Origin of the sequence: Collimonas sp. NPDC087041 (assembly GCF_044745265.1) — a bacterium.
Lineage (GTDB): Bacteria > Pseudomonadota > Gammaproteobacteria > Burkholderiales > Burkholderiaceae_D > Collimonas.
The window spans coordinates 39,814-64,727 of record NZ_JBIUZX010000001.1; the positions used below are offsets into that span (position 1 = coordinate 39,814).

Annotated in this window: 23 protein-coding genes; 10 read left to right on the top strand and 13 right to left on the bottom strand. The window is 57.2% G+C overall.

All coding sequences use genetic code 11. From position 1 onward, the window contains the following. Nucleotides 1-10 precede the first annotated feature (10 nt). The 5 genes from pheT (at nucleotide 11) to ACIPF8_RS00215 (ending at nucleotide 4,823) form a co-directional block, all read left to right on the top strand. On the top strand, nucleotides 11-2,437 hold the full coding sequence (gene pheT / locus ACIPF8_RS00195) for a phenylalanine--tRNA ligase subunit beta (protein WP_400416327.1): 2,427 nt from the start codon (nucleotides 11-13) through the stop codon (nucleotides 2,435-2,437). A gap of 107 nt (nucleotides 2,438-2,544) precedes the next feature. Then, nucleotides 2,545-2,979 carry an integration host factor subunit alpha gene (locus tag ACIPF8_RS00200; RefSeq protein ID WP_400416329.1) on the top strand — a complete coding sequence of 145 codons (435 nt, stop codon included), beginning with the start codon at nucleotides 2,545-2,547 and terminating at the stop codon, nucleotides 2,977-2,979. Then, the gene (locus ACIPF8_RS00205; RefSeq protein ID WP_400416331.1) at nucleotides 2,976-3,383 is read left to right on the top strand and encodes a MerR family transcriptional regulator; all 408 of its coding nucleotides are present in this window, start codon (nucleotides 2,976-2,978) and stop codon (nucleotides 3,381-3,383) included. The genes ACIPF8_RS00200 and ACIPF8_RS00205 overlap by 4 nt, the downstream gene beginning before the upstream one ends. 178 nt (nucleotides 3,384-3,561) lie before the next feature. After that, complete coding sequence (gene upp / locus ACIPF8_RS00210) at nucleotides 3,562-4,212, top strand: uracil phosphoribosyltransferase (protein WP_400416333.1); 651 nt, start codon at nucleotides 3,562-3,564, stop codon at nucleotides 4,210-4,212. Between the two features lie 182 nt (nucleotides 4,213-4,394). Then, nucleotides 4,395-4,823, top strand: coding sequence for a hypothetical protein (locus ACIPF8_RS00215; protein ID WP_400416335.1), 429 nt, complete (start codon nucleotides 4,395-4,397; stop codon nucleotides 4,821-4,823). A gap of 60 nt (nucleotides 4,824-4,883) precedes the next feature. On the opposite strand, the gene ACIPF8_RS00220 is transcribed toward ACIPF8_RS00215, so the two are convergent. From ACIPF8_RS00220 to ACIPF8_RS00235, 4 genes are all read right to left on the bottom strand, one after another. Next, nucleotides 4,884-5,561 carry a type 1 glutamine amidotransferase domain-containing protein gene (locus ACIPF8_RS00220; protein ID WP_400416338.1) on the bottom strand — a complete coding sequence of 226 codons (678 nt, stop codon included), beginning with the start codon at nucleotides 5,559-5,561 and terminating at the stop codon, nucleotides 4,884-4,886. A gap of 42 nt (nucleotides 5,562-5,603) precedes the next feature. Beyond that, on the bottom strand, nucleotides 5,604-6,635 hold the full coding sequence (locus ACIPF8_RS00225; protein ID WP_400416340.1) for an NADP-dependent oxidoreductase: 1,032 nt from the start codon (nucleotides 6,633-6,635) through the stop codon (nucleotides 5,604-5,606). Nucleotides 6,636-6,709: 74 nt separating this feature from the next. Beyond that, nucleotides 6,710-7,867, bottom strand: a complete 1,158-nt coding sequence (locus ACIPF8_RS00230; protein WP_400416342.1) for an iron-containing alcohol dehydrogenase — start codon at nucleotides 7,865-7,867, stop codon at nucleotides 6,710-6,712. A 98-nt stretch (nucleotides 7,868-7,965) separates the two neighbouring features. Then, the gene (locus tag ACIPF8_RS00235; RefSeq protein WP_400416344.1) at nucleotides 7,966-8,577 is read right to left on the bottom strand and encodes a TetR/AcrR family transcriptional regulator; all 612 of its coding nucleotides are present in this window, start codon (nucleotides 8,575-8,577) and stop codon (nucleotides 7,966-7,968) included. 230 nt (nucleotides 8,578-8,807) lie between these two features. On the opposite strand from ACIPF8_RS00235, the gene ACIPF8_RS00240 reads away from it, so the two are divergent. Then, nucleotides 8,808-9,746 (top strand): LysR family transcriptional regulator, encoded by a 939-nt coding sequence (locus tag ACIPF8_RS00240; protein ID WP_061533848.1) that lies wholly within the window; start codon nucleotides 8,808-8,810, stop codon nucleotides 9,744-9,746. An 83-nt stretch (nucleotides 9,747-9,829) separates the two neighbouring features. On the opposite strand, the gene ACIPF8_RS00245 is transcribed toward ACIPF8_RS00240, so the two are convergent. Further along, nucleotides 9,830-10,936 (bottom strand): NADH:flavin oxidoreductase/NADH oxidase, encoded by a 1,107-nt coding sequence (locus tag ACIPF8_RS00245; protein ID WP_400416346.1) that lies wholly within the window; start codon nucleotides 10,934-10,936, stop codon nucleotides 9,830-9,832. Nucleotides 10,937-11,002: 66 nt separating this feature from the next. Continuing rightward, nucleotides 11,003-12,799 carry an ABC transporter transmembrane domain-containing protein gene (locus tag ACIPF8_RS00250; RefSeq protein ID WP_400416347.1) on the bottom strand — a complete coding sequence of 599 codons (1,797 nt, stop codon included), beginning with the start codon at nucleotides 12,797-12,799 and terminating at the stop codon, nucleotides 11,003-11,005. A 330-nt stretch (nucleotides 12,800-13,129) separates the two neighbouring features. Between ACIPF8_RS00250 and egtD the strand changes: the two genes are divergently transcribed. After that, nucleotides 13,130-14,095 carry an L-histidine N(alpha)-methyltransferase gene (gene egtD, locus ACIPF8_RS00255; protein WP_400416999.1) on the top strand — a complete coding sequence of 322 codons (966 nt, stop codon included), beginning with the start codon at nucleotides 13,130-13,132 and terminating at the stop codon, nucleotides 14,093-14,095. 55 nt (nucleotides 14,096-14,150) lie between these two features. Beyond that, the gene (gene egtB / locus ACIPF8_RS00260) at nucleotides 14,151-15,365 is read left to right on the top strand and encodes an ergothioneine biosynthesis protein EgtB (protein ID WP_400416350.1); all 1,215 of its coding nucleotides are present in this window, start codon (nucleotides 14,151-14,153) and stop codon (nucleotides 15,363-15,365) included. Between the two features lie 7 nt (nucleotides 15,366-15,372). Here egtB and ACIPF8_RS00265 read toward each other — a convergent pair whose 3' ends face one another. Then, nucleotides 15,373-16,281 (bottom strand): LysR substrate-binding domain-containing protein, encoded by a 909-nt coding sequence (locus tag ACIPF8_RS00265; protein WP_400416353.1) that lies wholly within the window; start codon nucleotides 16,279-16,281, stop codon nucleotides 15,373-15,375. 186 nt (nucleotides 16,282-16,467) lie between these two features. Between ACIPF8_RS00265 and ACIPF8_RS00270 the strand changes: the two genes are divergently transcribed. Beyond that, on the top strand, nucleotides 16,468-17,085 hold the full coding sequence (locus tag ACIPF8_RS00270) for an FMN-dependent NADH-azoreductase (protein ID WP_400416355.1): 618 nt from the start codon (nucleotides 16,468-16,470) through the stop codon (nucleotides 17,083-17,085). A 213-nt stretch (nucleotides 17,086-17,298) separates the two neighbouring features. Here the strand turns inward: ACIPF8_RS00270 and leuA are convergent, their stop codons facing one another. From leuA to ACIPF8_RS00295, 5 genes are all read right to left on the bottom strand, one after another. Beyond that, nucleotides 17,299-19,005 (bottom strand): 2-isopropylmalate synthase, encoded by a 1,707-nt coding sequence (gene leuA, locus ACIPF8_RS00275; RefSeq protein ID WP_400416357.1) that lies wholly within the window; start codon nucleotides 19,003-19,005, stop codon nucleotides 17,299-17,301. 550 nt (nucleotides 19,006-19,555) lie between these two features. Beyond that, on the bottom strand, nucleotides 19,556-19,696 hold the full coding sequence (locus tag ACIPF8_RS00280) for a DUF3096 domain-containing protein (protein WP_400416360.1): 141 nt from the start codon (nucleotides 19,694-19,696) through the stop codon (nucleotides 19,556-19,558). A gap of 395 nt (nucleotides 19,697-20,091) precedes the next feature. After that, on the bottom strand, nucleotides 20,092-20,424 hold the full coding sequence (locus ACIPF8_RS00285) for a hypothetical protein (protein WP_400416362.1): 333 nt from the start codon (nucleotides 20,422-20,424) through the stop codon (nucleotides 20,092-20,094). A 93-nt stretch (nucleotides 20,425-20,517) separates the two neighbouring features. After that, nucleotides 20,518-20,973 carry a GNAT family N-acetyltransferase gene (locus ACIPF8_RS00290; RefSeq protein ID WP_400416364.1) on the bottom strand — a complete coding sequence of 152 codons (456 nt, stop codon included), beginning with the start codon at nucleotides 20,971-20,973 and terminating at the stop codon, nucleotides 20,518-20,520. 18 nt (nucleotides 20,974-20,991) lie between these two features. Continuing rightward, nucleotides 20,992-22,290, bottom strand: coding sequence for an MFS transporter (locus tag ACIPF8_RS00295; RefSeq protein ID WP_400416366.1), 1,299 nt, complete (start codon nucleotides 22,288-22,290; stop codon nucleotides 20,992-20,994). Between the two features lie 170 nt (nucleotides 22,291-22,460). Here ACIPF8_RS00295 and ACIPF8_RS00300 point away from each other — a divergent pair, with 170 nt between their 5' ends. After that, the gene (locus ACIPF8_RS00300; RefSeq protein WP_400416369.1) at nucleotides 22,461-23,399 is read left to right on the top strand and encodes a LysR substrate-binding domain-containing protein; all 939 of its coding nucleotides are present in this window, start codon (nucleotides 22,461-22,463) and stop codon (nucleotides 23,397-23,399) included. Between the two features lie 54 nt (nucleotides 23,400-23,453). On the opposite strand, the gene ACIPF8_RS00305 is transcribed toward ACIPF8_RS00300, so the two are convergent. After that, nucleotides 23,454-24,737, bottom strand: coding sequence for a hypothetical protein (locus ACIPF8_RS00305; protein ID WP_400416371.1), 1,284 nt, complete (start codon nucleotides 24,735-24,737; stop codon nucleotides 23,454-23,456). Nucleotides 24,738-24,914: the final 177 nt, after the last annotated feature.

Consider the following 24,914-nt stretch of genomic DNA (forward strand, 5'->3'; position numbering starts at 1 on the left):
GGTTTTACCTATGCAATTCTCTGAAAACTGGCTGCGTTCCATGGTCGATCCGAAGATGACTTCGGACGAATTGTCCCATTTGCTGACGATGTCGGGTCTTGAAGTGGAAGAGGTCGAGCCGGTTGCGCCGCCTTTTACCAATATCGTGGTCGGCCTGGTGGTCGAGACCGCCAAGCATCCGAATGCCGATCGCCTGAATGTCTGTCAGGTTGATGTCGGCGCCGGCGCTTTGCTGAATATCGTTTGCGGTGCGCCGAATGTGCGCCCGGGCCTGAAAGTGCCTTGCGCAATGGTCGGTGCAGTGTTGCCGCCGGGCGCAGACGGCAAGCCGTTCGAGATCAAGCTCGGCCAATTGCGTGGTGTTGAATCGCAAGGGATGTTGTGCTCCGCGCGTGAATTGAAATTGTCGGAAGACCATGGCGGTTTGCTGGAATTGCCAGAAGATGCGCCGGTCGGCCAGAATTTCCGCGACTACTACCAACTGAATGACCTCAAGTTCACCATCAAGCTGACGCCAAACAAGGCTGACTGCCTGTCGGTGCTGGGTGTCGCACGTGAAGTTTCAGCTTTGACTGGTACGCCGTTGAAGCAACCGACATTCAAGAAAGTCGGCGCCACGATCGACGAGAAATTGCCGGTCAAGATTTCGGCACCGGACCTGTGCGGCCGTTTTTCCGGCCGCGTGATCCGCGGCTTGAACGCCAAGGCTGCGACACCGCAATGGATGAAGCAGCGCCTGGAGCGCAGCGGCCAGCGGCCGATTTCGGCGCTGGTGGATATTTCCAACTACGTGATGCTGGAATTGGGTCGTCCGACCCACGTGTTCGATCTCGATAAAATCCATGGCAGCCTTGATGTACGTTGGGGCAAGCCGGGCGAATCGCTGAAACTGTTGAACGGTAATACAGTTGCTGTCGACGATTGGATCGGCGTGATTTCCGATGAGCGCCAGATCGAATCGCTGGCCGGCATCATGGGCGGCGACGCCACCGCAGTGTCGCTGGAGACGCAGAACATCTATCTGGAAGCAGCGTTTTGGTGGCCGCAAGCGATCCAGGGCCGCGCCCGTCGCTTCAATTTCTCGACTGATGCCGGACATCGTTTCGAACGCGGCGTCGATTTCGCGACCACGGTCGAGCACATCGAACGCATCACCGCATTGCTGCTGGAAATTTGCGGTACGCCGGAAACCAAGGTCGGTCCGATTGACGATCAAAGCGTCAACCTGCCGAAGCGCGATCCGGTCAGCGTACGCACCGCGCGCGCCATCAAGGTTATCGGCGTGCCATTGTCGGACAGCCAGATCGCCGATATCTTCACGCGCCTGGGCCTGGCCTTCACGCAAGAGAATGGCGTGTTTTCGGTGACGCCGCCTTCCTACCGTTTCGATATCGAAATCGAAGAAGACCTGATCGAGGAAATCGCTCGCGTCTATGGCTTTGAAAATATCCCGGCATTGCCGCCGGTGGCGCCGAACGCGATGTATATCGCGCCGGAACAGCAGCGTTCGTTGTTCACGATTCGCCGCCAGCTGGCCGATCTGGATTATCAGGAAGTGATCAACTTCAGCTTTGTCGAAGAAGCCTGGGAAGCCGATTTCGCCGGCAACCTGCAGCCGATCAAGCTGCTCAACCCGATCGCCAGCCAGATGAGCGTGATGCGTTCGTCGCTGATCGGCAGCCTGGTAGCCAACGTCAAATACAACCTCAATCGCAAGCTGAACCGGGTACGGATTTTTGAAACCGGTGCGGTCTATTCGCGTAATCCGGAAGTGCAGAACGGTCCGCTGGCAGTGGCTGGTTTCGAGCAGCCGAAGCGCGTGGCCGTGCTGGCCTATGGTCCGCAAGCGGAAGAGCAGTGGGGCCAGGCCAGCCGCAATGTCGATTTCTTCGACGTCAAGGCAGATCTGGAAGCGCTGTTTGCACCGGCTGTGCTGCGTTTCGCCAAGCTGGAACATCCGGCCTTGCACCCTGGACGTTCGGCGCAAGTGCTGTTGGGCGACCAGGTAGTCGGCTTTATCGGCGAACTGCATCCACGCCTGCAGCAGAAATATGACCTGCCGTTGGCGCCGGTCCTGTTTGAAGTCGATGCGCTGGCGTTGCAGCAACGGCAAGTGCCTGCTTATGTCGAAATTTCCAAGTTCCCGGCGGTGGTGCGCGACCTGGCGGTAGTGGTCAAACAAGCGGTCAATGCACAGGATTTACTGGATGTTTTTGCTGCTGAGCAGCAACGGAATCCAGCGTGCCGAATTCTGCAAGCCATTGTTTTATTTGATGAATATCATGGCAAGGGACTGGAAAATGACGAAAAAAGTCTTGCTTTCCGTTTTACCTTGCAAGATACTGAAAACACCCTTCAAGATGACACAGTGGACGCCGCCATGTCAGCTTTAATCGCTGCTGTCAGCAAGGTGCCAACAGCAAAATTGCGAGCTTGATCTGCATTTGAGCAGCGCTAATTGATGATAAAAACCTGCAGCAAAATGCCGGTGCGCGGTGCGCTCCGGCAGCAGCAATTCCAAAAAGACAGGGGCGTAGCCACAGAATGAACAATATGCAGACTGTAGAATTTGAATCCGTTCTGGACGCCGACCTGAACCGGGCCATGCGTGAAGCGCAGGCCCGTTCGCAGGCAGAAAAGAATTTACCGACCTTGACCAAGGCGGAACTGGCTGAACTCCTGTTTGAACAGGTCGGCCTCAACAAGCGCGAAGCGAAAGACATGGTCGAGACGTTTTTCGACGAAATCCGTAACGCGCTGGAGCGTGGTGAATCGGTGAAGTTGTCCGGTTTCGGCAACTTCCAGTTGCGCGACAAGCCGCAGCGCCCGGGCCGCAATCCGAAGACCGGGGAAGAAATTCCGATTACCGCTCGTCGCGTGGTCACTTTCCACGCCAGTCAAAAACTCAAAGGCATGGTCGATGCTGCCAGTATGCAGCCGATCCAACAATTTACTGCCGCCCTTCAAGCTAATTCATGAACGATCGCATTAGTAAGTCTGAACTGGTCGTATTGCCGCCGATTCCGGCCAAGCGCTATTTCACCATCGGCGAAGTCAGCGAACTGTGTGGCGTCAAGCCGCACGTGCTGCGTTATTGGGAGCAGGAGTTCACGCAACTCAAGCCCGTCAAGCGCCGCGGCAACCGTCGCTATTACCAGCATCATGAAGTGCTGCTGATTCGCCGCATCCGCGAGCTGCTGTACGAGCACGGCTTCACCATCAGCGGCGCACGCAACAAACTCGATGGCCGCCTTGGCGCGGAGATTGAAGCTGCGCCGGAGTCCAGGAAAAATGAAGTCAACCTGGTTGAAGTGCGGCACGAGCTGGAGCAAATACTGGAGCTGCTGAAACCCAAGGCAGAGCAAGCGCAAGCTGTTGAATAGATGCTGAACAAGCAGGGGGAGAGAAATCTCCCCTTTTTTTATTTGAAATACCGAACGCTGTCAGTCTCGTTCGTTGCCATTCTCTTTCTTGTCGATCCGGTTGAAGACAGCACCACAAGGAATTGGCAATTTGGCAGGCTGCGGCAGCTTTTGAATTTTGTCACACAAAAAATTACCTATGCTTAACGACCCACGCTTCCCCAATCTTTTCATCCTTAACCATCCTTTGATCCAGCACAAGCTGACGCACATGCGGAGCAAGGAAACATCGACGCGTACGTTCCGCCAGTTGTTGCGTGAGATCACGCTGCTGATGGGCTATGAAATCACGCGCGACCTGCCGTTGACCACGCAGTTGATCGAGACGCCGATGCAAAGCATGGACGCTCCGGTGATTGCGGGACGCAAGCTGGCGGTGGTGCCGGTGCTGCGGGCGGGGATCGGCATGAGCGATGGTTTGCTGGATCTGGTGCCATCGGCACGGGTTGGGCACATTGGGGTGTATCGTGATCCGGATACGCATCAGCCGGTGGAGTATCTGGTGCGTTTGCCGGATCTGGCGGAGCGGATTTTTATCGTCTGCGATCCGATGGTGGCGACTGGTAATTCTGCGGTGCATGCGGTGGATGTGCTGAAGAAGCGTGGCGTTAGCGACGAGCAGATCATTTTCCTGGCGCTGGTGGCTGCGCCGGAGGGTGTGCAGGTGTTCCAGGATGCGCATCCTGGGGTCAAGTTGTATGTGGCTAGCCTGGATTCGCATCTCGATGAGCATGCGTACATTGTGCCGGGCCTGGGTGATGCTGGGGATCGTATTTTCGGGACAAAGTAATTTTTTGCGGTAGCGAGATGGCGGCGTAGGGTACATGAACTTGTATTCAACAACGTTCGATGTCATCTGCAACGAAGTTAAATGGGGTCAGAGTTTTTTTTCGGCGGAGTTTTGCCGAAAATTACTCTGACCCCTTTTAACGGGCCACGGAGTGAGTGCGGTGGCGCATCTGCAGTGAACAGTTGTCGTTACCTAATGCGGTTACCACTCAGTGGGAGCTTGCCGGGGGTAGCCCGGCAGCTAGTCACTTTTCTTGCTTCGCCAAGAAAAGTAACCAAAAGAAGGCGATCGCACAGCCGTTGCCCGCCGCTGGCGGGTCCCCAAATGAGCCGCGCGCCAGTCGGATGGGACACAAACTCGCTTCGCTCAAACATGTGTCCCATAATTCCCGACTGTCACCCGTCCCATTTGGCAACGTCAGCATGCGAAAAGTCAAAAGCAACGGCAACTTCAAAAGCAACGTCAAAAGCCAATTCAAAAGCAACATCAAAACCAACAGCAACATCAAAACCAACAGCAACATCAAAACCAACAGCAACATCAAAACCAACCCATCGCAGTTAAATGGGGTCAGAGTTTTTTTTCGCGGTCTTTTGCGAAAATTACTCTGACCCCATTTAACGGACCACGGAGTACATCAGATTGTGGTCGATACCTTGCCTGCAGCAACCTTAAGCCAACATTTTCAACACCAGCTCAGCCACTGCAACTGAAGACGCCGGATTTTGTCCGGTAATCAGGTTGCCATCAACTACCGCATAACTGCCCCAATCCGCGCCTTTGCTGTAATTGCCGCCCAGTCGCTTCAATTCAGCTTCCACCAGGAACGGCACGATGTCGGTCAGTTGTACCGCGGCTTCTTCGCTGTCTGAGAAACCGGTGACCTTTTTTCCTTTGACCAGCGGTGTGCCGTCAGTTGCGCGCACGTGGCGCAATACGCCTGGGGCGTGGCATACGGCGGATACTGGTTTGCCTGCGGCGTACATGGCCTCGATCAGTGCGATCGAATCCTTGTCTTCCGCCAGGTCCCAAAGTGGGCCGTGTCCGCCAGGGTAAAACACGGCGTCGTAATCTTTCGCCTGTACTGTCGACAGCTTGATGGTTGAGGCCAGTGCGGCTTGCGCAGCGCTGTCTTTGCGGAAGCGCTCGGTGGCTTCGGTCTGGGCGTCGGGTTCGTCGCTCTTCGGGTCGAGCGGCGGTTGGCCGCCTTGCGGAGAGGCTAAGGTCAGTTTGGCGCCGGCGTCCAGGAAAGCATAATAGGGGGCGGCGAATTCTTCCAGCCAGAAGCCGGTTTTCTTGCCTGTGTTGCCCAGTTTGTCGTGCGAGGTTAGTACCAATAATATGTTCATGCGGATTCCTTTTGGTTTAGCGATAAGCGATGCCAAGATCGTTCATTCTTCGCCGGCGCGTATCACCAGCTTGCCGAAATTTTTGCCTTCCAGCAGACCGATAAAGGCTTGCGGTGCATTCTCAAGGCCGTCGACCACATCTTCCCGGTATTTGAATTTACCGGCGGCGACCCAGCTGCCCATCTCTTTGAAAAATTCCATGTAGCGCGGTTGATAGTCAAAGATGATGAAGCCTTGCATCTTGATGCGGCGTACCAGCAATCTGCCCATCAATCCCGGCAGATGGTCGGGACCTTCCGGTTTGCCGGTAGCGTTGTAGTTGGCGATCAGGCCGCACACAGGCACCCGGGCGTGCAGGTTTAGCAAGGGCAATACGGCGTCGAATACGGCGCCGCCGACGTTTTCAAAATACACGTCGATACCCTTGTCGCACGCGGCGGCGAGCCGTTGTGGGAAGTCTGCGGCGCGGTGGTCGATGCAGGCATCGAAACCCAATTCCGCCACCGCATATTTGCATTTGTCGGCGCCGCCGGCGATACCGACTACACGACAACCCTTGAGCTTGGCAATCTGACCGACCACCGAGCCGACTGCGCCGGTGGCGGCTGCCACCACCACGGTTTCACCGGCCTTGGGCTGGCCGATGTCGAGCAAGCCCATGTAGGCAGTGAAGCCGGGCATGCCGAGCAAGCCCAGCGCGTAGGATGGTTTGCCCAGTTTGGGATCAAGCTTGGTCAGATCTTTGCCGTCGGACAGCGCGTAGTCTTGCCAGCCGCTGTAGCTCAACACCAGGTCGCCGGCCTTGTAGGCCGGATTTTCCGATGCCTCTACCCGCGCTACCGTGCCGCCGACCATGACTCCGCCAACTTCAACCGGGGCCGCATACGAAGGCGCATCGCTCATGCGGCCGCGCATATACGGATCGAGCGAGAGATAAACCGTGCGCAGCAATACCTGGCCGGCAGTCGGCACAGGTACTGGACTTTGGTCGAGCTTGAAGTTCTCGGCAGTCGGCGCGCCGTTCGGGCGGGAGGCCAGCAGGATACGGCGGTTGATGGTTTTGCTTTGTGACATGTTCGCTACTCCTTGAGTGAGACGAAAGCCGGCATTGCTTTGCCGGCGCGGACAGAATCGGTGAAGCGTCAGCTTTACAGCGCCGCTTCCAGGATCTTGCGGCTGACTGCGAGGGTGTGGTCCTGGTGCTCGCCGAGCCGGGTCATGCCGTGTTGTTCGAGTTGCACCAGCACTGTTTCGACTGCAGGTTGGCCTAGCTCATAGTCCGACAAGCGGGTCTTGATGCCCATGCTCTCAAAGAAGTCACGGGTGCGTTCGATGGCAAGGTCGATGCGCGCATCTTCGCTGCCTTCGGTAATTTGCCAGACCCGTTCCGCGTATTGCAGCAGTTTGGCACGTTTGCTCTCACGGCGTACGGATAGCAAGGATGGCAAGACGATCGCCAGGGTGCGCGCATGGTCGATATCGTATTGCGCAGTCAGTTCATGGCCCAACATGTGTGTGGCCCAGTCCTGCGGCACGCCGGCGCCAATCAGGCCGTTCAGCGCCAGGGTGGCAACCCACATCAGGTTGGCGCGGGCATCATAGTCGTTCGGTTCGGCCAGTACGCGTGGCCCGATTTCGATCAGGCTCAGCAACAAGCCTTCGGCGAAGCGATCCTGGACCATGCCTTGCACCGGATAGGTCAGGTACTGCTCAACCGTATGGACGAACGCATCGACCACGCCGTTGGCGATCTGGCGCGTTGGCAGCGTGAACGTCTTGCTTGGGTCGAGGATCGAAAATTGCGGGAACACCAGCGGGCTATGGAAGGCCAGCTTGGCCTGGATTGACTTGCGGGTGACGACGCCGCCGTTATTCATTTCCGAACCGGTCGCCGGCAAGGTCAGCACGCTGCCGAAGGGCAGGGCGCTCGTGATATTGGCACCGCGCTTGACCGCGATGTCCCACGCTTCACCTTCAAAATTTGCGGCTGCGGCGACAAACTTGGTGCCGTCGATTACCGAGCCGCCACCGACTGCCAGCAGAAAATCAATGTTCTTGCTGCGCACTTGCTCAACCGCTTGCATCAATGTTTCGTAGCTTGGATTCGGCTCGATGCCGGCAAACTCATGGATTTCACGCTTGCCGAGTGCCGCTTTGACTTCATCGAGCGTGCCGGTTTTTTTTGCGCTGGCGCCGCCGAATAGAATCAGTACGCGTGCAGTTGGCGGCACCAGATGGTCGAGTTTGGCGATGGTGTCGCGGCCGAAGACGATTTTGGTTGGATTGTAGAATTCAAAGTTCAGCATGAGATTTCCTTTGGCAAGTAGACCGCTCAACTAGTTCGAGCGGTAAAAAATGGATGCGCTTGCAAGTACGCAGGCGCGTGTGATGATGTCTGGATGAGTCAGGGTAAAGCCAGTACGTCCAGGGTAGTTTCCATGGCGCTGTCGAGTGGGCTGCTATCGCGCTGCAGCTTGGCCAGCAGGCTTGCACCTAACCATAGCTGATAAAGCATCTGCGCGGTTTTTTGGGGTTCGAGTTCCTGTCGCAGGGATGCGTCGGCGATACCTTCCGCGATACAGCCGGCAATGCGCGCCATGACTTGTTGCGTGCCGTGGCACAAGACCTCGCGCATGTCGTCCGATAGGTCGGCTACTTCCGCGCTGAGTTTGACTACCAGGCACTTGTCCATGGCTTCGGCGCCGGCTTGGGTCTCGCGCCAGTTGCTCCAGTAACGCAGCAACCGCTCCCGTGCCGGGTCGCGGGCCTGTTGATCCGGTTGGGCTGGAATCTGCAAGACCTGTTCCAGCGCCTGCAGATAGTCTTCGACATATTGCTCCACCAACGCCCGGCCGTATTGTTCTTTCGAGCCGAAATAGTGATAGAACGAGCCCTTTGGTATTGCCGCAGCGCTCAGAATTTCACTTAGCCCGACTGCCGAGAAGCCTTTGACCGCGATGATTTTCTGTCCTGCATCGAGGATATGGCGCTTGGTGGTGTCGTAGTTGGTTCGCATGATGTGGCTATTGTAAATCAAAATTAGACCGGTCGTCTAATTTATTTAAAACTGACGATATCGCATGAAATTCGAGTAAAAATGGTTTGATTCGATACTTTGGTGTTATCCAGTCATGCTTTACCGACGACTATTCATGTTTACGCATATCCGCTATGCTGGTGCTACTTATTATGCAATTTTCATATATATCCGAAAGTTGACATTCCCTCACATTTTCTAGCGCGCCCATGACATCCCGTACCAACCACCACCTAGATACCTACTTGCTGCGTGTTCTGCACACTTTGCTGGTGGAAAAAAGCGTATCGCGCACCGCGATCAAGCTGGGACAGTCGCAGCCAACCATCAGTAATACGCTCAAACGTCTGCGCGAATTGACCGGCGACGCGATCCTGGTGCGCGGCAAGACCGGCATGGTGCCGACCGAACGCGGTCAGGAGTTGCTGGCGTTGGCCAAGCAGGGGTTGGAAGTGATTGAGAAAATCGCAGCGCCGGTGGCCGCGTTCGAGGCCGACAGCACGGCGCGGGTGTTCCATATCGGCACGCCGGACTATCTCAACGTATTGCTTATCCCCTCCATCATCGAGCAGCTGCGTCGTCGCGCGCCTGGCGCCAGCCTGATGGTGCATGCGCTGGATGCCAATTTGGATTATGCGAATGCATTGGAAACCGGCCGCTTCGACCTAGTGATCGGCAACTGGCCCGATCCGCCTGAGCACTTGCACCTGGCGCAATTGTTTGATGACGACGTGGTGTGCATGATGCATCGCGATCATCCGGTGGCAAAGAAGGGATTGACCCTCAAGTATTACCTGGAGATGCCACACCTGGCGCCGACGCCATACATTGAAGGGCATCGCAGTGGCATTGATGCGGCGCTGGCCGAGCAGGGTTTGAAGCGCAACGTGCAGGTGACGATTCCATATTTTGCGCTGGTGCCGCACGTACTGGCGAAATCGGACCTGATCTTCACTACCGGCCGGCAGTTTGCTGAACATATCACTGAAGAGTGGCCGATCGGCGTGTTTCCACTACCTTTCGACATGCCGAAAATGCGCTTCTACATGCTGTGGCATGCGCGCTCGCACGTGGCGCCGGATGTGGTCTGGCTGCGCCGCCTGATTGCCGAAGTATCGGCCGGCCTTGGCATGTCGACCGGCCGCTGACGTCGCGTCGGGGGACGCCAGGCCGGTACCGATGATCATTGGATGATACCGATGCCGACCTGGCGGAAGTACAAAAAACTACATCACTTTTCGCTGTAATCAACCGTCGGCCGCTGGCGCGATGTGCGCGAAGTCGCCCGCATGTATTGCGGCGGCCACGAGGTGACATCCTTCAGCGCTTCGGCTGCATGCAACGGCCAGTAAGGATCGCGCAACAGTTCGCGCGCCAGCAGGACCAGGTCGGCCTGTTCTGTACGCAGCACGTGCTCGGCCTGGATGGCATCGGTAATCATGCCGACCGCACCACTTGGAATACCTGCTTCGTTGCGGACACGTGCAGCAAACTGGGTTTGATAACCAGGTCCGACCGGAATGTCGGCAGCGATATTGCCGCCGCTCGACACGTCAACCAGATCGACGCCAGCCTTGCTCAACAAGCGGCTCAGCGCGACGGTTTCATCCGCATTCCAGCCGCCTTCGATCCAGTCTGTCGCCGATACCCGCACCAGCAACGGCAATTCTTCCGGCCAGACCTTGCGCACTGCGGCTACTACTTCCAATACCAGGCGCGCGCGATTCTCAAACGATCCGCCATATTGGTCGGTGCGGTGATTGCTGATCGGCGACAGGAACTGGTGTAACAGATAGCCATGCGCGGCGTGGATTTCTATGACCTTGAAGCCGGCTTTGTGGGCGCGCACAGCTGCATCGGCAAAGGCCTTGACCACGTTGTTGATGCCGTCCGCAGTCAATGCAGTGGGCATGGTGTAGGTGGCGTCAAATGGAATTGCCGACGGGCCTTCAGTTTCCCAGCCACCTTGTTCCGGTTCGACACGGCCCTGTTTTTCTTCCCATGGGCGCCAGACACTGGCCTTGCGGCCGGCATGGGCCAACTGGATGCCGGCGACTGCGCCTTGCTGTTCGATGAAATGCGTGATGCGGCGCAACGGCGCGATGTGTTCATCTTTCCAGATGCCGAGATCCTGCGGCGAAATGCGGCCTTGCGGCAAGACCGCGCTGGCTTCAAAAATCACCAGGCCGGCGCCGCCGACCGCACGGCCGCCGAGGTGGACCAGATGCCAGTCATTGGCGAAACCGTCCTGCGCCGAGTATTGGCACATTGGTGCAACGGCGATGCGGTTAGCCAGCGTCACGCTGCGCAAGGTAAGGGGTGAAAATAATTTGCTCATGTCGATTTCCTTTTTGCCGATGCGTCGCCGGGGAAGCTTACATTTCCCGGCGACCGCATGGGGTGGTTAAGATTCTGTGTTGATGTTGAACTGCAACGCGGCCAGGCTGGCGTACAGCCCATTCTTTGCCACCAGTTCAGTGTGCGTGCCGGATTCGACGACGTGCCCGTGCTCCAGCACGATGATGCGGTCGGCGCGCTGGACGGTCGCCAGGCGATGCGCGATGACCAGCGTGGTGCGGCCGACCATCGCCGCTTCCAGCGCGCCTTGTACTGCGCGTTCCGATTCGGCGTCGAGGGCGCTGGTGGCTTCGTCCAGCAGCAACAGCGGCGGGTTCTTCAGCAGTGCGCGCGCAATTGCAATGCGTTGCCGTTGACCGCCCGAGAGGCGCACGCCGCGTTCGCCCAGGAACGATTGATAGCCTTCTGGCAGGCGCACGATGAATTCATCGGCAGCGGCCATTTTTGCGGCGGCGATCACTTCAGCGTCACTGGCGTCGACTCGGCCGTAGCGGATGTTTTCCATTGCATTGGCGGAGAATATGACTGTGTCCTGAGGAACGATGCCGATCGCGCCGCGCAGGGTATGCAAATCCAGATATTTGATATCGACGCCGTCGAGCTTGATGCTGCCTTGCTGTGGATCATAGAAGCGCAACAGCAGCTGGAACAGGGTGGTCTTGCCGGCCCCTGACGGACCAACCACGGCGACCGTTTCGCCAGGTCGGATATCCAGCGACAAGCCATGCAGCGCGGCGCTTTCCGGCCGCGATGGATAGCGGAAGCCGATGTTTTCCAGCGTCAGCGCCGCACCTTGCGCGGTGCGCGGCGGCAGGGTGTCCGGCAGCAGCACCGATTGCACTGGCGATTGCGCCGACAACAATTCCAACAGTCTTTCCGTAGCACCGGCCGCGCGCTGGGCGTCGCCCATCACTTCAGCCAAAGCGCCGATGGAGCCTGCCAGCAGTGCCGCATACAGGATGAACTGGCCGAGTTCGCCGCCGCTCATGCGGCCCTGGACCACGGCATGCGCACCGAGCCACAACACGAACACGATGGCGCCGAATACCAGCAGGATCACCATCATGGTCAGCACCGAACGGGCGCGGATGCGTTCCATCGCCGTGCCGAATGCATTTTCCACCGAAACGCTGAAACGTTGCGCTTCGATATTCTCGTGCGTGAACGCTTGCACGGTCGGCATTGCATTGAGGATTTCACCAGCCATCGCCGAGGCGTCGGCAACCCGGTCCTGCGAGGCGCGCGAGAGTTTGCGCACACGGCGGCCGTAAAACACGATCGGCAGCACCACCAGCGCCAGCATGACGATGATGATCGAACTTAGCTTGACGCTGGTGATGAACAGCATCGCCAGGCCGCCGATGAACAGCAAGCCATTGCGTAGCGCCATCGAGATGCTGGTGCCGACCAGCGCCTGGATCAGCGTGGTGTCGGTAGTAATGCGCGACAGTACTTCGCCAGTCTTGGTGGTTTCAAAGAATTGCGGGCTTTGCGTCACCACATGCGAATACACGGCGCTGCGCAAGTCGGCGGTGACGCGTTCGCCGAGCCACGACACCATATAGAAGCGCGCCGCAGTCGCCACACCCAATATGCAGGCAACGCCGAACAGGGCCAGGAAATACAGATCAATGTGACTGGCTCCCTGGATGCCGCCGGTGCTGAAGCCGAGGTCGATCATTTGCCGGAATGCGTACGGGATCGCCAGGGTGGCGCCGGCCGCAATCAGCAGGGCTATGCTGGCCATTACGAACTGGCGCTTGTACGGGGCCAGGAAAGGAAGCAATCCGACGAGTGCGCCCAAACTGCGCTTTTGAGGTTCTTTGGAAGATAGGGTTGTCATGTTGCTTCGGTTGGCGTGCTGATCGTTGGATGTTTTCGCGCTGGTCGATTGATATTTCAATCGGCAGTGCGTAAATTATGTTTTTGATAATTCTATACGTATTTGCATTGCAATGCGGTAAGAGCTGCGTTGCCATCCGCATACTTCCGGCATGAAGCTACAACCATTTATCGAATATCGATATACTTTGTCCATCGCATGGCGGCCGACAGAAGCTTGCTAGTGTAGTGGATGTTGCGTCAAGACGCAGGATCTCAATGGGAGTGAAGTGGATTCAAGCAATCAAATGATTTCTAATTCTTACGACCCTGGGAGAATCCTTTGGCTCAATTGCAGCAACCGGCGCATCCGGAAAACTGCGTAGCAGAAGACGAGATTCAACATCAACTGGTCGCAGGCCTGCTGGCGACACACGCATATACCTCCCCAAAATATCTCTACGACGTGCTCGGCTCGCGCCTGTTTGCGGCGATCTGCGAGTTGCCGGAATATTATCCGACCCGCACCGAGGCTGCGATCTTCAAAAAACATGCAAGCCAAATCGCCGCCGCAGTTGGGCGCGATGCGATCCTGATCGATCTGGGGGCCGGCAATTGTTCGAAGGCGGCACGCTTGTTTCCTGCATTGCAGCCGAGGCAGTATGTGCCGATCGATATCTCCGTGCAGTTCCTGCAAGAATCGGTCAACGCACTACGGCAACAGTTTCCGCAGATCGAGATGACTTGCCTCGGCATGGATTTCTCCGCCGAACTCGAGCTGCCGTCTTCCGTGGCCGAACAGCGTCGCCAGTTTTTCTATCCTGGCTCGTCAATTGGCAATTTCTCCCCACTGGAAGCGCTGATGTTCCTGCGCCGCATCCGCAAAGCGATGCACGGCGGCGATAGCCACAGCGGTTTGCTGATCGGGGTGGACCTGATCAAGGATCATGCGATCCTGAATGCGGCCTACGACGATTCGCTGGGTGTCACCGCGGCCTTCAACCTGAACCTGCTACATCACGTGAACCGCTTGCTGGATGCCGATTTCCGACCGTCCGACTGGCGTCATCGCGGCTTCTACAATGCCGACCAGCATCGCATCGAGATGCACCTGGAAGCGCGCGACGATGTCATCGTGCATTGGCAGAACGGCGGCATCCGGCGCTTTGCACGGGGTGAACGGATCCATACCGAAAGCAGCTACAAATATACGGAGCAGGGCTTCATCGAATTGCTGCACCAGGCCGGATTCGGTCAGGTGCAAACCTGGCGCGATCCTCGTAAATGGTTCATGGTGTGCCACGCGCAGGCGGCATGACCTGATAATGACAATGCCGACAGCACAGACGACAATAGCAAGGACGGACAACCCGATGCGTAAGCTAGCCCGCCTCTTTTCCACCGTGCGCGACGAAACCGTGCGGCTGGTGCAACCGCTGTCGGACGAGGATTGCTGCGTGCAATCGATGCCCGATGCGAGCCCCGCCAAATGGCACCTGGCGCACACCACCTGGTTTTTCGAGACTTTCATCCTGGAGCGTTTCGAAGCCAATTTCCAGCCGTTTCATCCGGCTTTCCGCGTGCTGTTCAATTCCTATTACGAAGGCGTCGGCGAGCAGCATCCCAGGGCGCAGCGTGGCCTGATCACGCGGCCATCGCTGGCCGAAGTGCAGGCTTATCGGCAGAATGTCGATCAACGTGTGCAGGATTTGCTAGCCCAGTCAGCTGCGGCCGAAGACAGTGCTCCAGGCGAGTTGTACGTACTGGTGGAGCTCGGGTTGCAGCACGAGCAGCAGCACCAGGAACTGCTGCTGACGGATATCAAGCACCTGCTGTCGATGAATCCGTTGAAACCGCCATACCTGGCGTCCAACGCAATATCGGATGCGCGCGAGATTAACGGAGCAGCGTCAGCCGTGCGCTGGCAGCAATTCGATGCCGGGATCATCGAGATCGGGCATGCAGGCCCGGGATTTTTTTTCGATAATGAGACACCGCGCCACCGGCAATTTGTCGAACCGTTCTCGATGGCCTCGCGACTGGTCAGCAATGGCGAATTCCTGGCATTCATCGAAGATGGCGGCTACCAGAATCCGTTGCTGTGGCTGTCAGCCGGTTGGGATTGGGTGACGCAGCAGAAATTGACGCATCCGCTGTACTGGCAAAAGGCGCATGCGCAATTCGATTCGTCGTGGCGCGAATTCACCTTGCATGGATTGCAGCCGCTGGTTTTGCACGAGGCGGTCACGCATCTTTCCTACTTCGAGGCCGAGGCCTATGCCCGTTGGGCGCAGGCGCGTTTGCCGAGCGAGGCCGAGTGGGAGTGTGCTGCAGCGACCTTGGGACAGGATTATTTCGGCGTAGCCTGGCAATGGACCAGCAGCAGCTATGCGCCGTATCCCGGCTACATGGCGCTGCCGGGCGCGGTCGGCGAATACAACGGCAAGTTCATGGTGAACCAGTATGTGTTGCGCGGTTCCTCATCGGCCACTCCGGGTGGGCATGCGCGCCTGACTTATCGCAATTTCTTTCCAGCCACCGCGCGCTGGCAATTCAGTGGAATCCGATTGGCGCGCTCAGGCAATTAAGCTGATCTCAAGCGCCCGGTTGTACCTTCGCCAGTTGTTCGATCAGGAAATCGACGAACACACGCACTGCCGGCAGCAATCCGCGTTGCGTCGGATACACCACTTGCACATGCCCGGCTGGCATCGACCAGTCTGGCAGCACCCGTATCAGCGTTCCTTGCGCTAACTCTTCACTGCAATATTCTGTCGGCAGCATCGTCAGCCCGAGGTTGCGCAAAGCGGCACGCTTGCGCAGCGGAAAGTCTTCCACTGCCAGGCGCGGCTGCGCCACCAGTTCATAACGTTCTCGCTCCGGGCCGTCGAGCAGCAGATGGACGCGCCGGTCTTGTTCTGCAGCACCCAGGAAGGGCAACTTGACCAGGTCGCGCGGGTGTTGCGGGATCGGGTATCGGGCCATGAGTTCAGGGCTGGCAACCAGGCATCCGGATGCGGCGCGCAATCGTCTGGTGGCGAGGTTAGGGTCTTCATCGTCGGTAGCCCTGACTCGCACCGCAACGTCCACGCCTTCTTCCAGCAGATTGACGCGGCGATTGGTAAACATCAGATCGATGTTGACCTTCGGGTAGCGCTCCAGGAATGCCGGCAGCGCTGCAGTAACTTCCGATTGCGCAATCGCCACTACGCAACTGACGCGGACGGTGCCGCTCGGCTCCGCCAGGGAGCTCGTGACGGCCAGCTCTGCTGCTTCGGCCGCGGCAATCACCACCTGGCAATGCTGGTAGTAGCGGTTGCCGAGATCGGTTAGCGAAATGCCGCGCGTATTGCGCTGTAGTAAACGTGCGCCAAGCCGGGTTTCCAGCTCTGAGATACGGCGCGACAGGCGCGACTTGGGAATCCCCAGGCTGCGTCCGGCGGCAGTAAAGCCGCCTTGCTGCACCACGCTAGCAAAGAAATACAGATCGTTCAGGTCTTGCATGGCTGCTTTCCAGTGTTCTATGTATGGAACAATATATCTTATTTTTGATGTCTAGTTCTATTTTCGGTGAATGGGTATGATCGCTTCAATGGTTCACGAACCAGTTACCTCAAACTCTGTTGGCATCGATGGATACGGATCGCTATGGATTTTGAGCAATATCTCAATTTATCGAACGGACACATCATGAAACTCTTACATATTGATTCAAGCATTCTCGGCGACGCTTCGGCCTCCCGCCAATTGACCCGTGAAGTCGTGGCAACCCTGCAAGCCGCGGATGCCGACCTGCAACTGACCTATCGCGACCTGAGCAAGGACGTCACTGCCCACCTGAGCGGCGGCACTTTCGCTGCCAAAGGCACGCCGGCGGAAGAGCGCAACCTGGCGCAAAAGCTGGAAGTGGAACTGAGCGAAACGATCCTCAACGAATTCATGGCCTCCGACGTGATCGTGATCGGTGCACCGATGTACAATTTTTCAGTGCCGACCCAGCTCAAGTTCTGGATCGACCAGATCAGCGTCGCCGGCGTGACTTTCCGTTATAGCGAAAAGGGCCCAGAAGGCCTGGCCAAAGGCAAGCGCGTAATCATCGTCTCGACCAGCGGCGGCAAGCATGCCGGTGGCGCGACTGGCGTTGGTCACGAAGACTACCTGAAACTGGTATTCGGTTTCCTCGGCATTACTGACATTGAGATCGTTCGCGCAGAAGGCCTGAACTACGGTCCTGACGCCAAGGACGCCGGCTTTGCCGCCGCCCGTGCAAGCATCGTCAACCTGACGAGCGCATTGGCAGCAGCTTGATTCCAGTCAAGTCAGAACGAAAAAAAACCGCTACCAGGTAGCGGTTTTTTTTCGTCTGCATGTATTCGGTAATCGCAGAAAGTGTAGCGCGCTGGCGCCGGCTGATTGCTGGCGCCCGGCAACGCTGATGCAGGCCGGCTGTACGGTAATACTGGGCTGCATGGAGTCGTCGCCGCGTGATCGCCACGGCCACGACTGCAAAGCTTTGATCCTTTAGGCTGCTGCGGCGCTGCTGGCGATTTCCTGGTTGGCTGCCTCGCCGGCGATTTCAATCTGACGGTTCACTGCGCTCAGGATTGCCTTGAATGAAGCGGTCAGTGTATTGGCATCGATGCCGACGCCGAATCCGGTTGGCGCATCGTTGAGGCGCAATTCGATATAGCTTGCGGCTTGCGCATCGGCGCCGGCGCTGATTGCGTGCTCATGGAAATCCATCAGCTTGATATCCAGGCCCAGCGCATTGACGAAGGCGTCGATCGGGCCGTTGCCATGGCCGTTCAGCGTATGCGGCTGACCGTCGCGCTGGATATCGATTTCGATCTTCACAGGTTGCGCCTGGTTCGAATCTTCACTCATGCGATGGCCGCGATAGACGTATGGCGATTGCTTGTCGAGATATTCCTGCTTGAAGATGTGATAGATGTCGCTGGCGGCGATTTCCTTGCCGGTGGCATCGGCGGCTTTCTGGATCGCGCGGCTGAATTCGATCTGCAGGCGGCGCGGCATGGCCAAACCGTATTCCTGTTCCAGCAGATACGCCATGCCGCCCTTGCCGGACTGGCTGTTGACGCGGATCACTGCATCGTAGCTGCGGCCGAGATCGGCTGGGTCGATCGGCAAATAGGGGATTTCCCAGATGGCGTCGGCCTTCTGTGCGGCGAAGCCTTTCTTGATCGCATCCTGGTGCGAGCCGGAGAAGGCGGTGAAGACCAGGTCGCCGACATATGGATGACGCGGATGGACCGGGATCTGATTGCAATCCTCGACGCATTGCCGCACTTCATCGATGTCGGAAAAATCGAGTCCCGGATTGACGCCCTGGGTGTACAAATTCAAGGCCAGTGTCACCAGGTCGACGTTGCCGGTGCGTTCGCCGTTGCCGAACAAACAGCCTTCGACGCGGTCGGCGCCGGCCATCACGGCCAGCTCGGCGGCGGCGACGCCGGTGCCGCGGTCGTTATGCGGATGAACGCTGATGATGGCGGCGTCGCGACGGGCCAGGTTGCGGTGCATCCATTCGATCTGGTCGGCGAACACGTTCGGCGTGCTGCATTCGACCGTGGTCGGCAAATTGAGGATCACTTTGCGGGTTGGCGTGGCTTGCCAGGCATCGACGACGGCGTCGCAGACTTCCTTGGAGAAATCCAATTCAGCCATGCTGAACGTTTCGGGCGAATACTCATAGCGCCATTGGGTTTCCGGACGGGCGTCGGTCAATTCCTTGATCAGGCGGGTGCCGGAGACGGCGATTTCCTTGACTTCATCGCGGCTCTTGTCGAACACGATGCGGCGCCAGGCAGGGGCGATCGGGTTGTACAGGTGGACGATAGCTTGCTTGGCGTTCTGGAGCGAATCGACAGTGCGACGGATCAAGTCTTCGCGCGATTGCGTCAATACGATGATGGTGACGTCGTCAGGAATATGCTTTTCTTCGATCAGCTTGCGCACGAAATCGAAGTCGGTTTGCGAACCGGATGGGAAGCCGACTTCGATTTCCTTGAGGCCGATTTTCACCAGCAATTTGAAGAAGCGCAACTTGCGGTCGGCATCCATCGGTTCGATCAGCGCTTGGTTACCGTCGCGTAAATCGGTACTCATCCAGATCGGCGGCGCGCTGATGACCTGGTTGGGCCAGGTGCGATCGCTCAATGGGATTGGCGGGAAAGGGCGGTACTTGGAAGCAGGGTTATGCAACATCATGATAGAGATCTCCTGAAGCTGTTGAAATGTACAGATGAACAAAAAGGGAAAACGGATTCGGCGGTGGCGCGAAGGTTGCTGGCGGCCACTCGGAAATCAACGCGAGGCCAGTCAACCGGTGGTTAGCGGTAGTAGCAGTAGTGCGGAAACGCGAACAGTCGCAGCAAGCGCGTTGCGGTTGCGGAATGTGACGAAGATGGTGCGGGAAAGCGGCTTGGTGTACATGGAATCCTGCTTTTAAACATCGGGATCCGTTGTCGGAATTCCAGTTTTACTACTGTTGATTTGTCTGGCTGGCAGTGTTGCTGTGAAGCTTTGCCAAGGTGCCCCGTCAGAACGGGGCCAGGATCATAGTGCGCGTAGTAGCGATAGCGCTAGTAGCGGCACTAGCAGCATCGCTGGCAGGGAGCCAGCAATGTGTAGTAGTGAGCAGGATTGGATGCGTGTGGAAAACATGCACTTAATGTATGGGATACAGTCCGGGCTTGTCAAGCACGAGTAACGGCATTGGCCAAAATAGTTGTAAATCGATGCAAATTGGCCGCAATCGTTATCTTGCGCCAAACAGACCGATCAGGCCGATGACAATCAGGTACAAGGCGATGATGTAGTTCAACAGCCGCGGAATAGCCAGGATCAGCACGCCGGCGATCAGTGAAACAATAGGGGTCAGGTGCAGGTAGGTCAACATGTGCGCTCCTTTGCTTGCTGTAGGGAATCTTGTACATCCAGTATCAATGATACGTCGTCGGATGTGTTGTGCGCTGTAGGACAAGTCCGTTTCCCATTGTAGGAGATGGGCGGATCGTGGGACTTGAGGGAAGAAAAAAACGGCTTGGCTACCAACCGCAGCAGGAGGAGATACTGCAACGGTGCTGGCTAATGCCGACAAGGACACACTATCCGACGGGCTTCAGAACTGGAAATACTGCGGTCAGCGTCAGCAACGGGCAGGTCGTTGGCGATGATCATTTCCAGGTCGTAAGCGAGGCGGATACACTCCCTTCCCGGGGAATTCAAATGCGGCTCTGGGAGTGCCCAAAGCGCGCCATAAAGGATGACTCGTGTTGCCGCTTAAAGCGTCAGCTAAATCGCGCGCGGACCGGCAAGCAGTCGCGTGATAAAGGCTGAACGCTCAGGTTTCGGCTTGGGCAGTGCCTGTTCGATCATCACGGTCCATTGATCGGACAACTGCTGGCAAGTGGCGCGCAACACCGGCGCCAATCCTGGCCAGTCCGACAGCGTGCGCAGATGGCGTTCGATGGTCGTGGCCGACTGTACGCAGGCGCCGCTTGCTAGGTGGTGACGATTGTATTGGGAGATCAGGTGCAACACCGCCGAGATCAATAGCTCAGGCGGGGTCTGGTATTCCTCTGCGCCGCCCGGAACCGGGGCTGCCGCGTGGTGCGAACCGTCCATCAGATGCTCCTTGCTCGATTGATTTAAATAGTAATGATTCTCATTTAAATTATTGATCATCGAGAACGCGAATGCAAGCACTTTGCGATTTTTTTACACAATGGCCAATCGGGGATGGCAGACCATCAGGTATTCGATGCCTTCCTGGCGCGCTTCCCTGAAGCCCAGTTTTTCATACAAGCGCCGCGCCGGATTGCCTTCCAATACCTTCAGTGCCGTCGGTAAACGGTCACGGCTGGCCTGCGCCAGTATGTGTTCGAGGATTTGCCGGCCCAATCCTTGCCCTTGGCACTCCGGCACGATCTGGATTTGCACGATGTACCACTGCGCTTCTTCCTTGCAGGCTTTCAACAGGCCGATCTTGCGGCCTTTGAGGGAAACGATCTGCGCGTGTTCAAAGCGATATCGAATACGCGCCAATTGAGAGGCTTCGTCAATTGCCGCGCCTGCCCGTACCAGGTGCGGGGTCATGGTGGCATCGCGCAGCGCCAGCAGGAATGGCAGGTCCTCCTCGGTAGCTGGCGTGAATGCGAGTGCGTTTGGCGCCATGCATTTCCCTTCCGATATCTATTTGTTCACCAGCCGTGGCGAAAGCGACAGCGTCAGCACAGCGCCGAGCAATAGCGACGCCGCCAGCACGAACATGCCGCTGTTGGTGCTGTGCGTCTGGTCCTTGAGCCAGCCGACCAGATAGGGACTGACGAAGCCGGCCAGGTTGCCCAACGAGTTGATCAACGCAATCCCAGCCGCCGCCGCCGCGCCGCCGAGAAACGCGGTTGGCAAGCTCCAGAACAGCGGAAGTACGGTAATGATGCCGATCGTAGCCAGTGTCAGGGCCGACATCGCCAGCAGCGTGTTGTGGTCATAGACGGTGCTCATGACCAGGCCGATGCTGCCCAGCAGCGCCGGGATCGCTACATGCCAGCGCCGTTCGCGCCGTTTGTCGGCGCTGTGGCCGATCAGGATCATGGCGATAGCCGCGGAGGCGTAAGGGATAGCGGTCAGCAGACCGATGTTGAAGGTGTCGGTGACGCCGGTGGTCTTGATAATGGTCGGTAGCCAGAAACTGACGCCGTACAATCCCATGACAAAGCAGAAATAGATCAGCGCCATCAGCCATACTTTGGGATTGGCAAACATCTGGCCGAGCGAAACTTCCTGCTTCTGGCTGGTTTCAGCCTGTACCTGCGTTTCCAGCAACACCTTTTCTTCTTCACTCAACCATTTGGCGCCGCGGATCCGGTCCTGCAAATAAAAGATCACCACCACACCGAGTATCAGCGAAGGGATAGCTTCCAGCACGAACATCCATTGCCAGCCCGCCAGTCCGTGGACGCCCGGCATGGCTTTCATGATCCAGCCCGACAGCGGGCCGCCGATGACGCCTGATAGCGGCACGCCGGTCATGAACAGGGCAGTCATCTTGCCGCGCCGATGGGCAGGGTACCAATAAGTCAGGTAGAGGATCACGCCAGGGAAGAAGCCGGCTTCGGCGACGCCGAGCAGGAAACGCATCACATAGAATGTGGTCGGGCTGTCGACGAAAATCATCGCGCCCGAGATGATGCCCCAGGTGATCATGATGCGTGCGATCCAGAGACGAGCGCCGACCCGGTGCAGGATCATGTTGCTGGGAATTTCAAAGATAAAGTAACCGATGAAGAAAATCCCGGCGCCGAGGCCGTAGACGGTCTCGCTGAACTTCAGGTCGTTGAGCATCTGCAGCTTGGCGAAGCCGACGTTGACGCGGTCCAGATAGGATGCGACGTAACACAGGAACAGCAGCGGCAGCAGGCGCCAGGTGACTTTGGCGTAGGTCGCGGCTTCGAAGCTGCTGGGTTTGGATGGGATTGAATTATCGGACATGTCTCTCTACCTTTTTGTGTAGTTATAAGAAACGACGGTGGAAATTTCAGCTGCCTTTTAATTGAAAAGCATTGTAGCCGCACACCCATCGGATGGCTACGTCGTTTACACTTGCCGGGCAGGCGCCGGGAAACGCGCCGTTCCACACTCATTGCCGGGGTTATTGCCATATGGAGTTGCGTCAGCTGCGTTATTTCGTCGCCATTGTCGATCATGGTTCGCTGTCGCGCGCAGCAAGGGTCTTGCATATTGCGCAGCCGGCCCTGACCCAGCAGATCAAGCAGCTGGAAGATGAACTCGGCGCACAACTGCTGCACCGGTCGGCGCAGGGCGTGTTGGCTACCGATGCTGGCAAGACCTTTTACGAACATGCGCAAGCCATCCTGAAACAGGTGATTGACGCCAGATCGGCAGTGGCACAATCGACCGACAAGCCAACCGGCACCGTCGCGCTGGGCATCCCGCAAAGCGCTTCCGGCATCCTGGCCTTGCCGTTGCTGACGGCGATGCGTGCCAGGTATCCGGATATATCGCTGCAATTGACGGAAGAACTGACCGGAAACCTGATCGAGCAATTGAAGACCGGTCGTATCAATCTGGCGATCCTGTTCGATGACGGCCAGTTGACGTCGTTTGCCACCACGCCGCTGGTGGAAGAGGAAATGATGTTCATCACGCGCGCCGGATCGCAATATGCGACAGCACGTCGTTCGATCACTTTCGCCCGTGCAGCCAAGGCCAAGCTGATATTGCCGGGTTTGCAGCACGGCGTGCGGCCGCGCATCGAAAGCGTCGCCAGGGCAGCGGGCATCGCGCTCGACAATGTGATCGAAATCAGTTCGGTGACCATCATGAAATCAGCCATCCTGGCAGACATCGGCGCCACCATCCTGCCGGTGGCGCCGTTGCTGCCGGAGATCAAGCGCGGGGAAATGACCGCCTATTCGATCAGCGGAGAAAAGCTGTCGCGCACGCTGACATTGTGCGCTTCGAAGAATATTCCTCTGACCACGGCGGCGGCAGCGGTGGAGCGGCTGGTGCTGGAAGTGACCGACGAGTTATGCCGCAGCGGGCAGTGGCTGCACGCCAAAATTCTGGCGCGGCCTTGAGCGCTCCGAGAGTGCCGGTTTGCCGGGCCGGCACTGTGCTTCCACGTGTTGACTTCAGGTCAGCAATCCTGCCGTCGCCTCATTGATTGCACTGATTGAAAAGGTGTTCCTGACAGGAGATCGCGCCAGGTTGTACCACTTTTTGTAGCCGTCGAAATCCATGGTGACAGCTTTCCTGAACTTCTCTTTGTCGCTGTCATTTTTCGCCACGTGTACTGTCATTGGTTCAGTATCGGTGGCGATCAGCATCAAGCGATTTTTGTCGCTGGTCTCCGCTTTCACCAGGATATCCTGGATGAGTTTTCCCGAAACGGTTTTAATCATCTCGCCATTTTGAAAACTGGTGTACCAGCCGGGTTGATAGGCGATGTAGCCGTTGATGCTCATGGCAAGACCGACTTCCAGCGCGGTATGGTGGTATCCGGAAACGATCGCTGCCAGCGGCAGCAACAAGATGTTCGGATCGAAGGATTTGCCCGTACCATGGAGGAAATTGCTGATAATTTCCGTTGCCCAGATGGTGTCCGAAGTGGTGCCGGAAATCGAGGCGCCTTCAGGCAATCCCAAAACGTGGTCGATGCAACGCACTACGTCGCCTGGCAGCAGAGGGTGGAAGAAGGAATTTCCGGCCTTGATGTTTTGGTCGTCGGGAAATCCCAGTACGTCGGTAATTTCCTTATCGACTCTTTTGCCAGGATTGAAATTCCAAGGCGTCCTTGCCCTGGCTTCGCGGGAGAAAGCCAATTCGCCATACGCAGTGGTCCGGTATGCCGGGCGTGTGCTGCATAAGAAATCCCAGCGTACCGATACATGCTGATTGTTCCCTGTCGGGACGGTTAACTGGATATCCGTTGCATTGATCTGATTTGCGACCGCTTTCAGAAAATGAAAATGGATCTGTTCCGCGACACCGCCAAACAGGCGGATAATTTCACCGATGGTTTTCGAGTCGCGTTTTTTCTTGTCGGCACACAGCGTTGCGATGTGTTGCGTCGCGCTGGCAAACACAAATGCCTTGTCCTTGCTTTCGAGCTGAACGCTGACCTCCGGCGTCCACATCTTCAATGGGCTATCGGCCGAATAGGCGGTGGCAACCGCGTCCCGGATTTCCACCGCACTCTTCAGATTATTGTCTTTTTCCTTGTTCTTGATATGAACGCTTACCTGTTCATTGAGAGAGTTCAGCAGGTTCAATGCGCAGCCGGCGATGTCGTTTGCCGCCGTGCTTAGGACGACGTCGGTGTCGAATAAATCGCACAATTTTTTTGCCATCGCGTATTCGTTGACAGCCTTGTCGAGCTTTAATTTGTTGATGTCCGGGGTGATGAGCTTTTCCATGAGCGACTCCTGTTGTCTGGTGGGGGATTGGTTGCGGCGGGTTACGCCGCATTGAAAGAACAGAGGCCTTGCGGCCTTCCTGTTCCCGATCCACCATACCGAGTCTCATGCCTGGATTTCTGACTGTTTCTGGCTTTGCACATGCAACCGAGCCTGTCACAACAGGCTTGGCGGCGA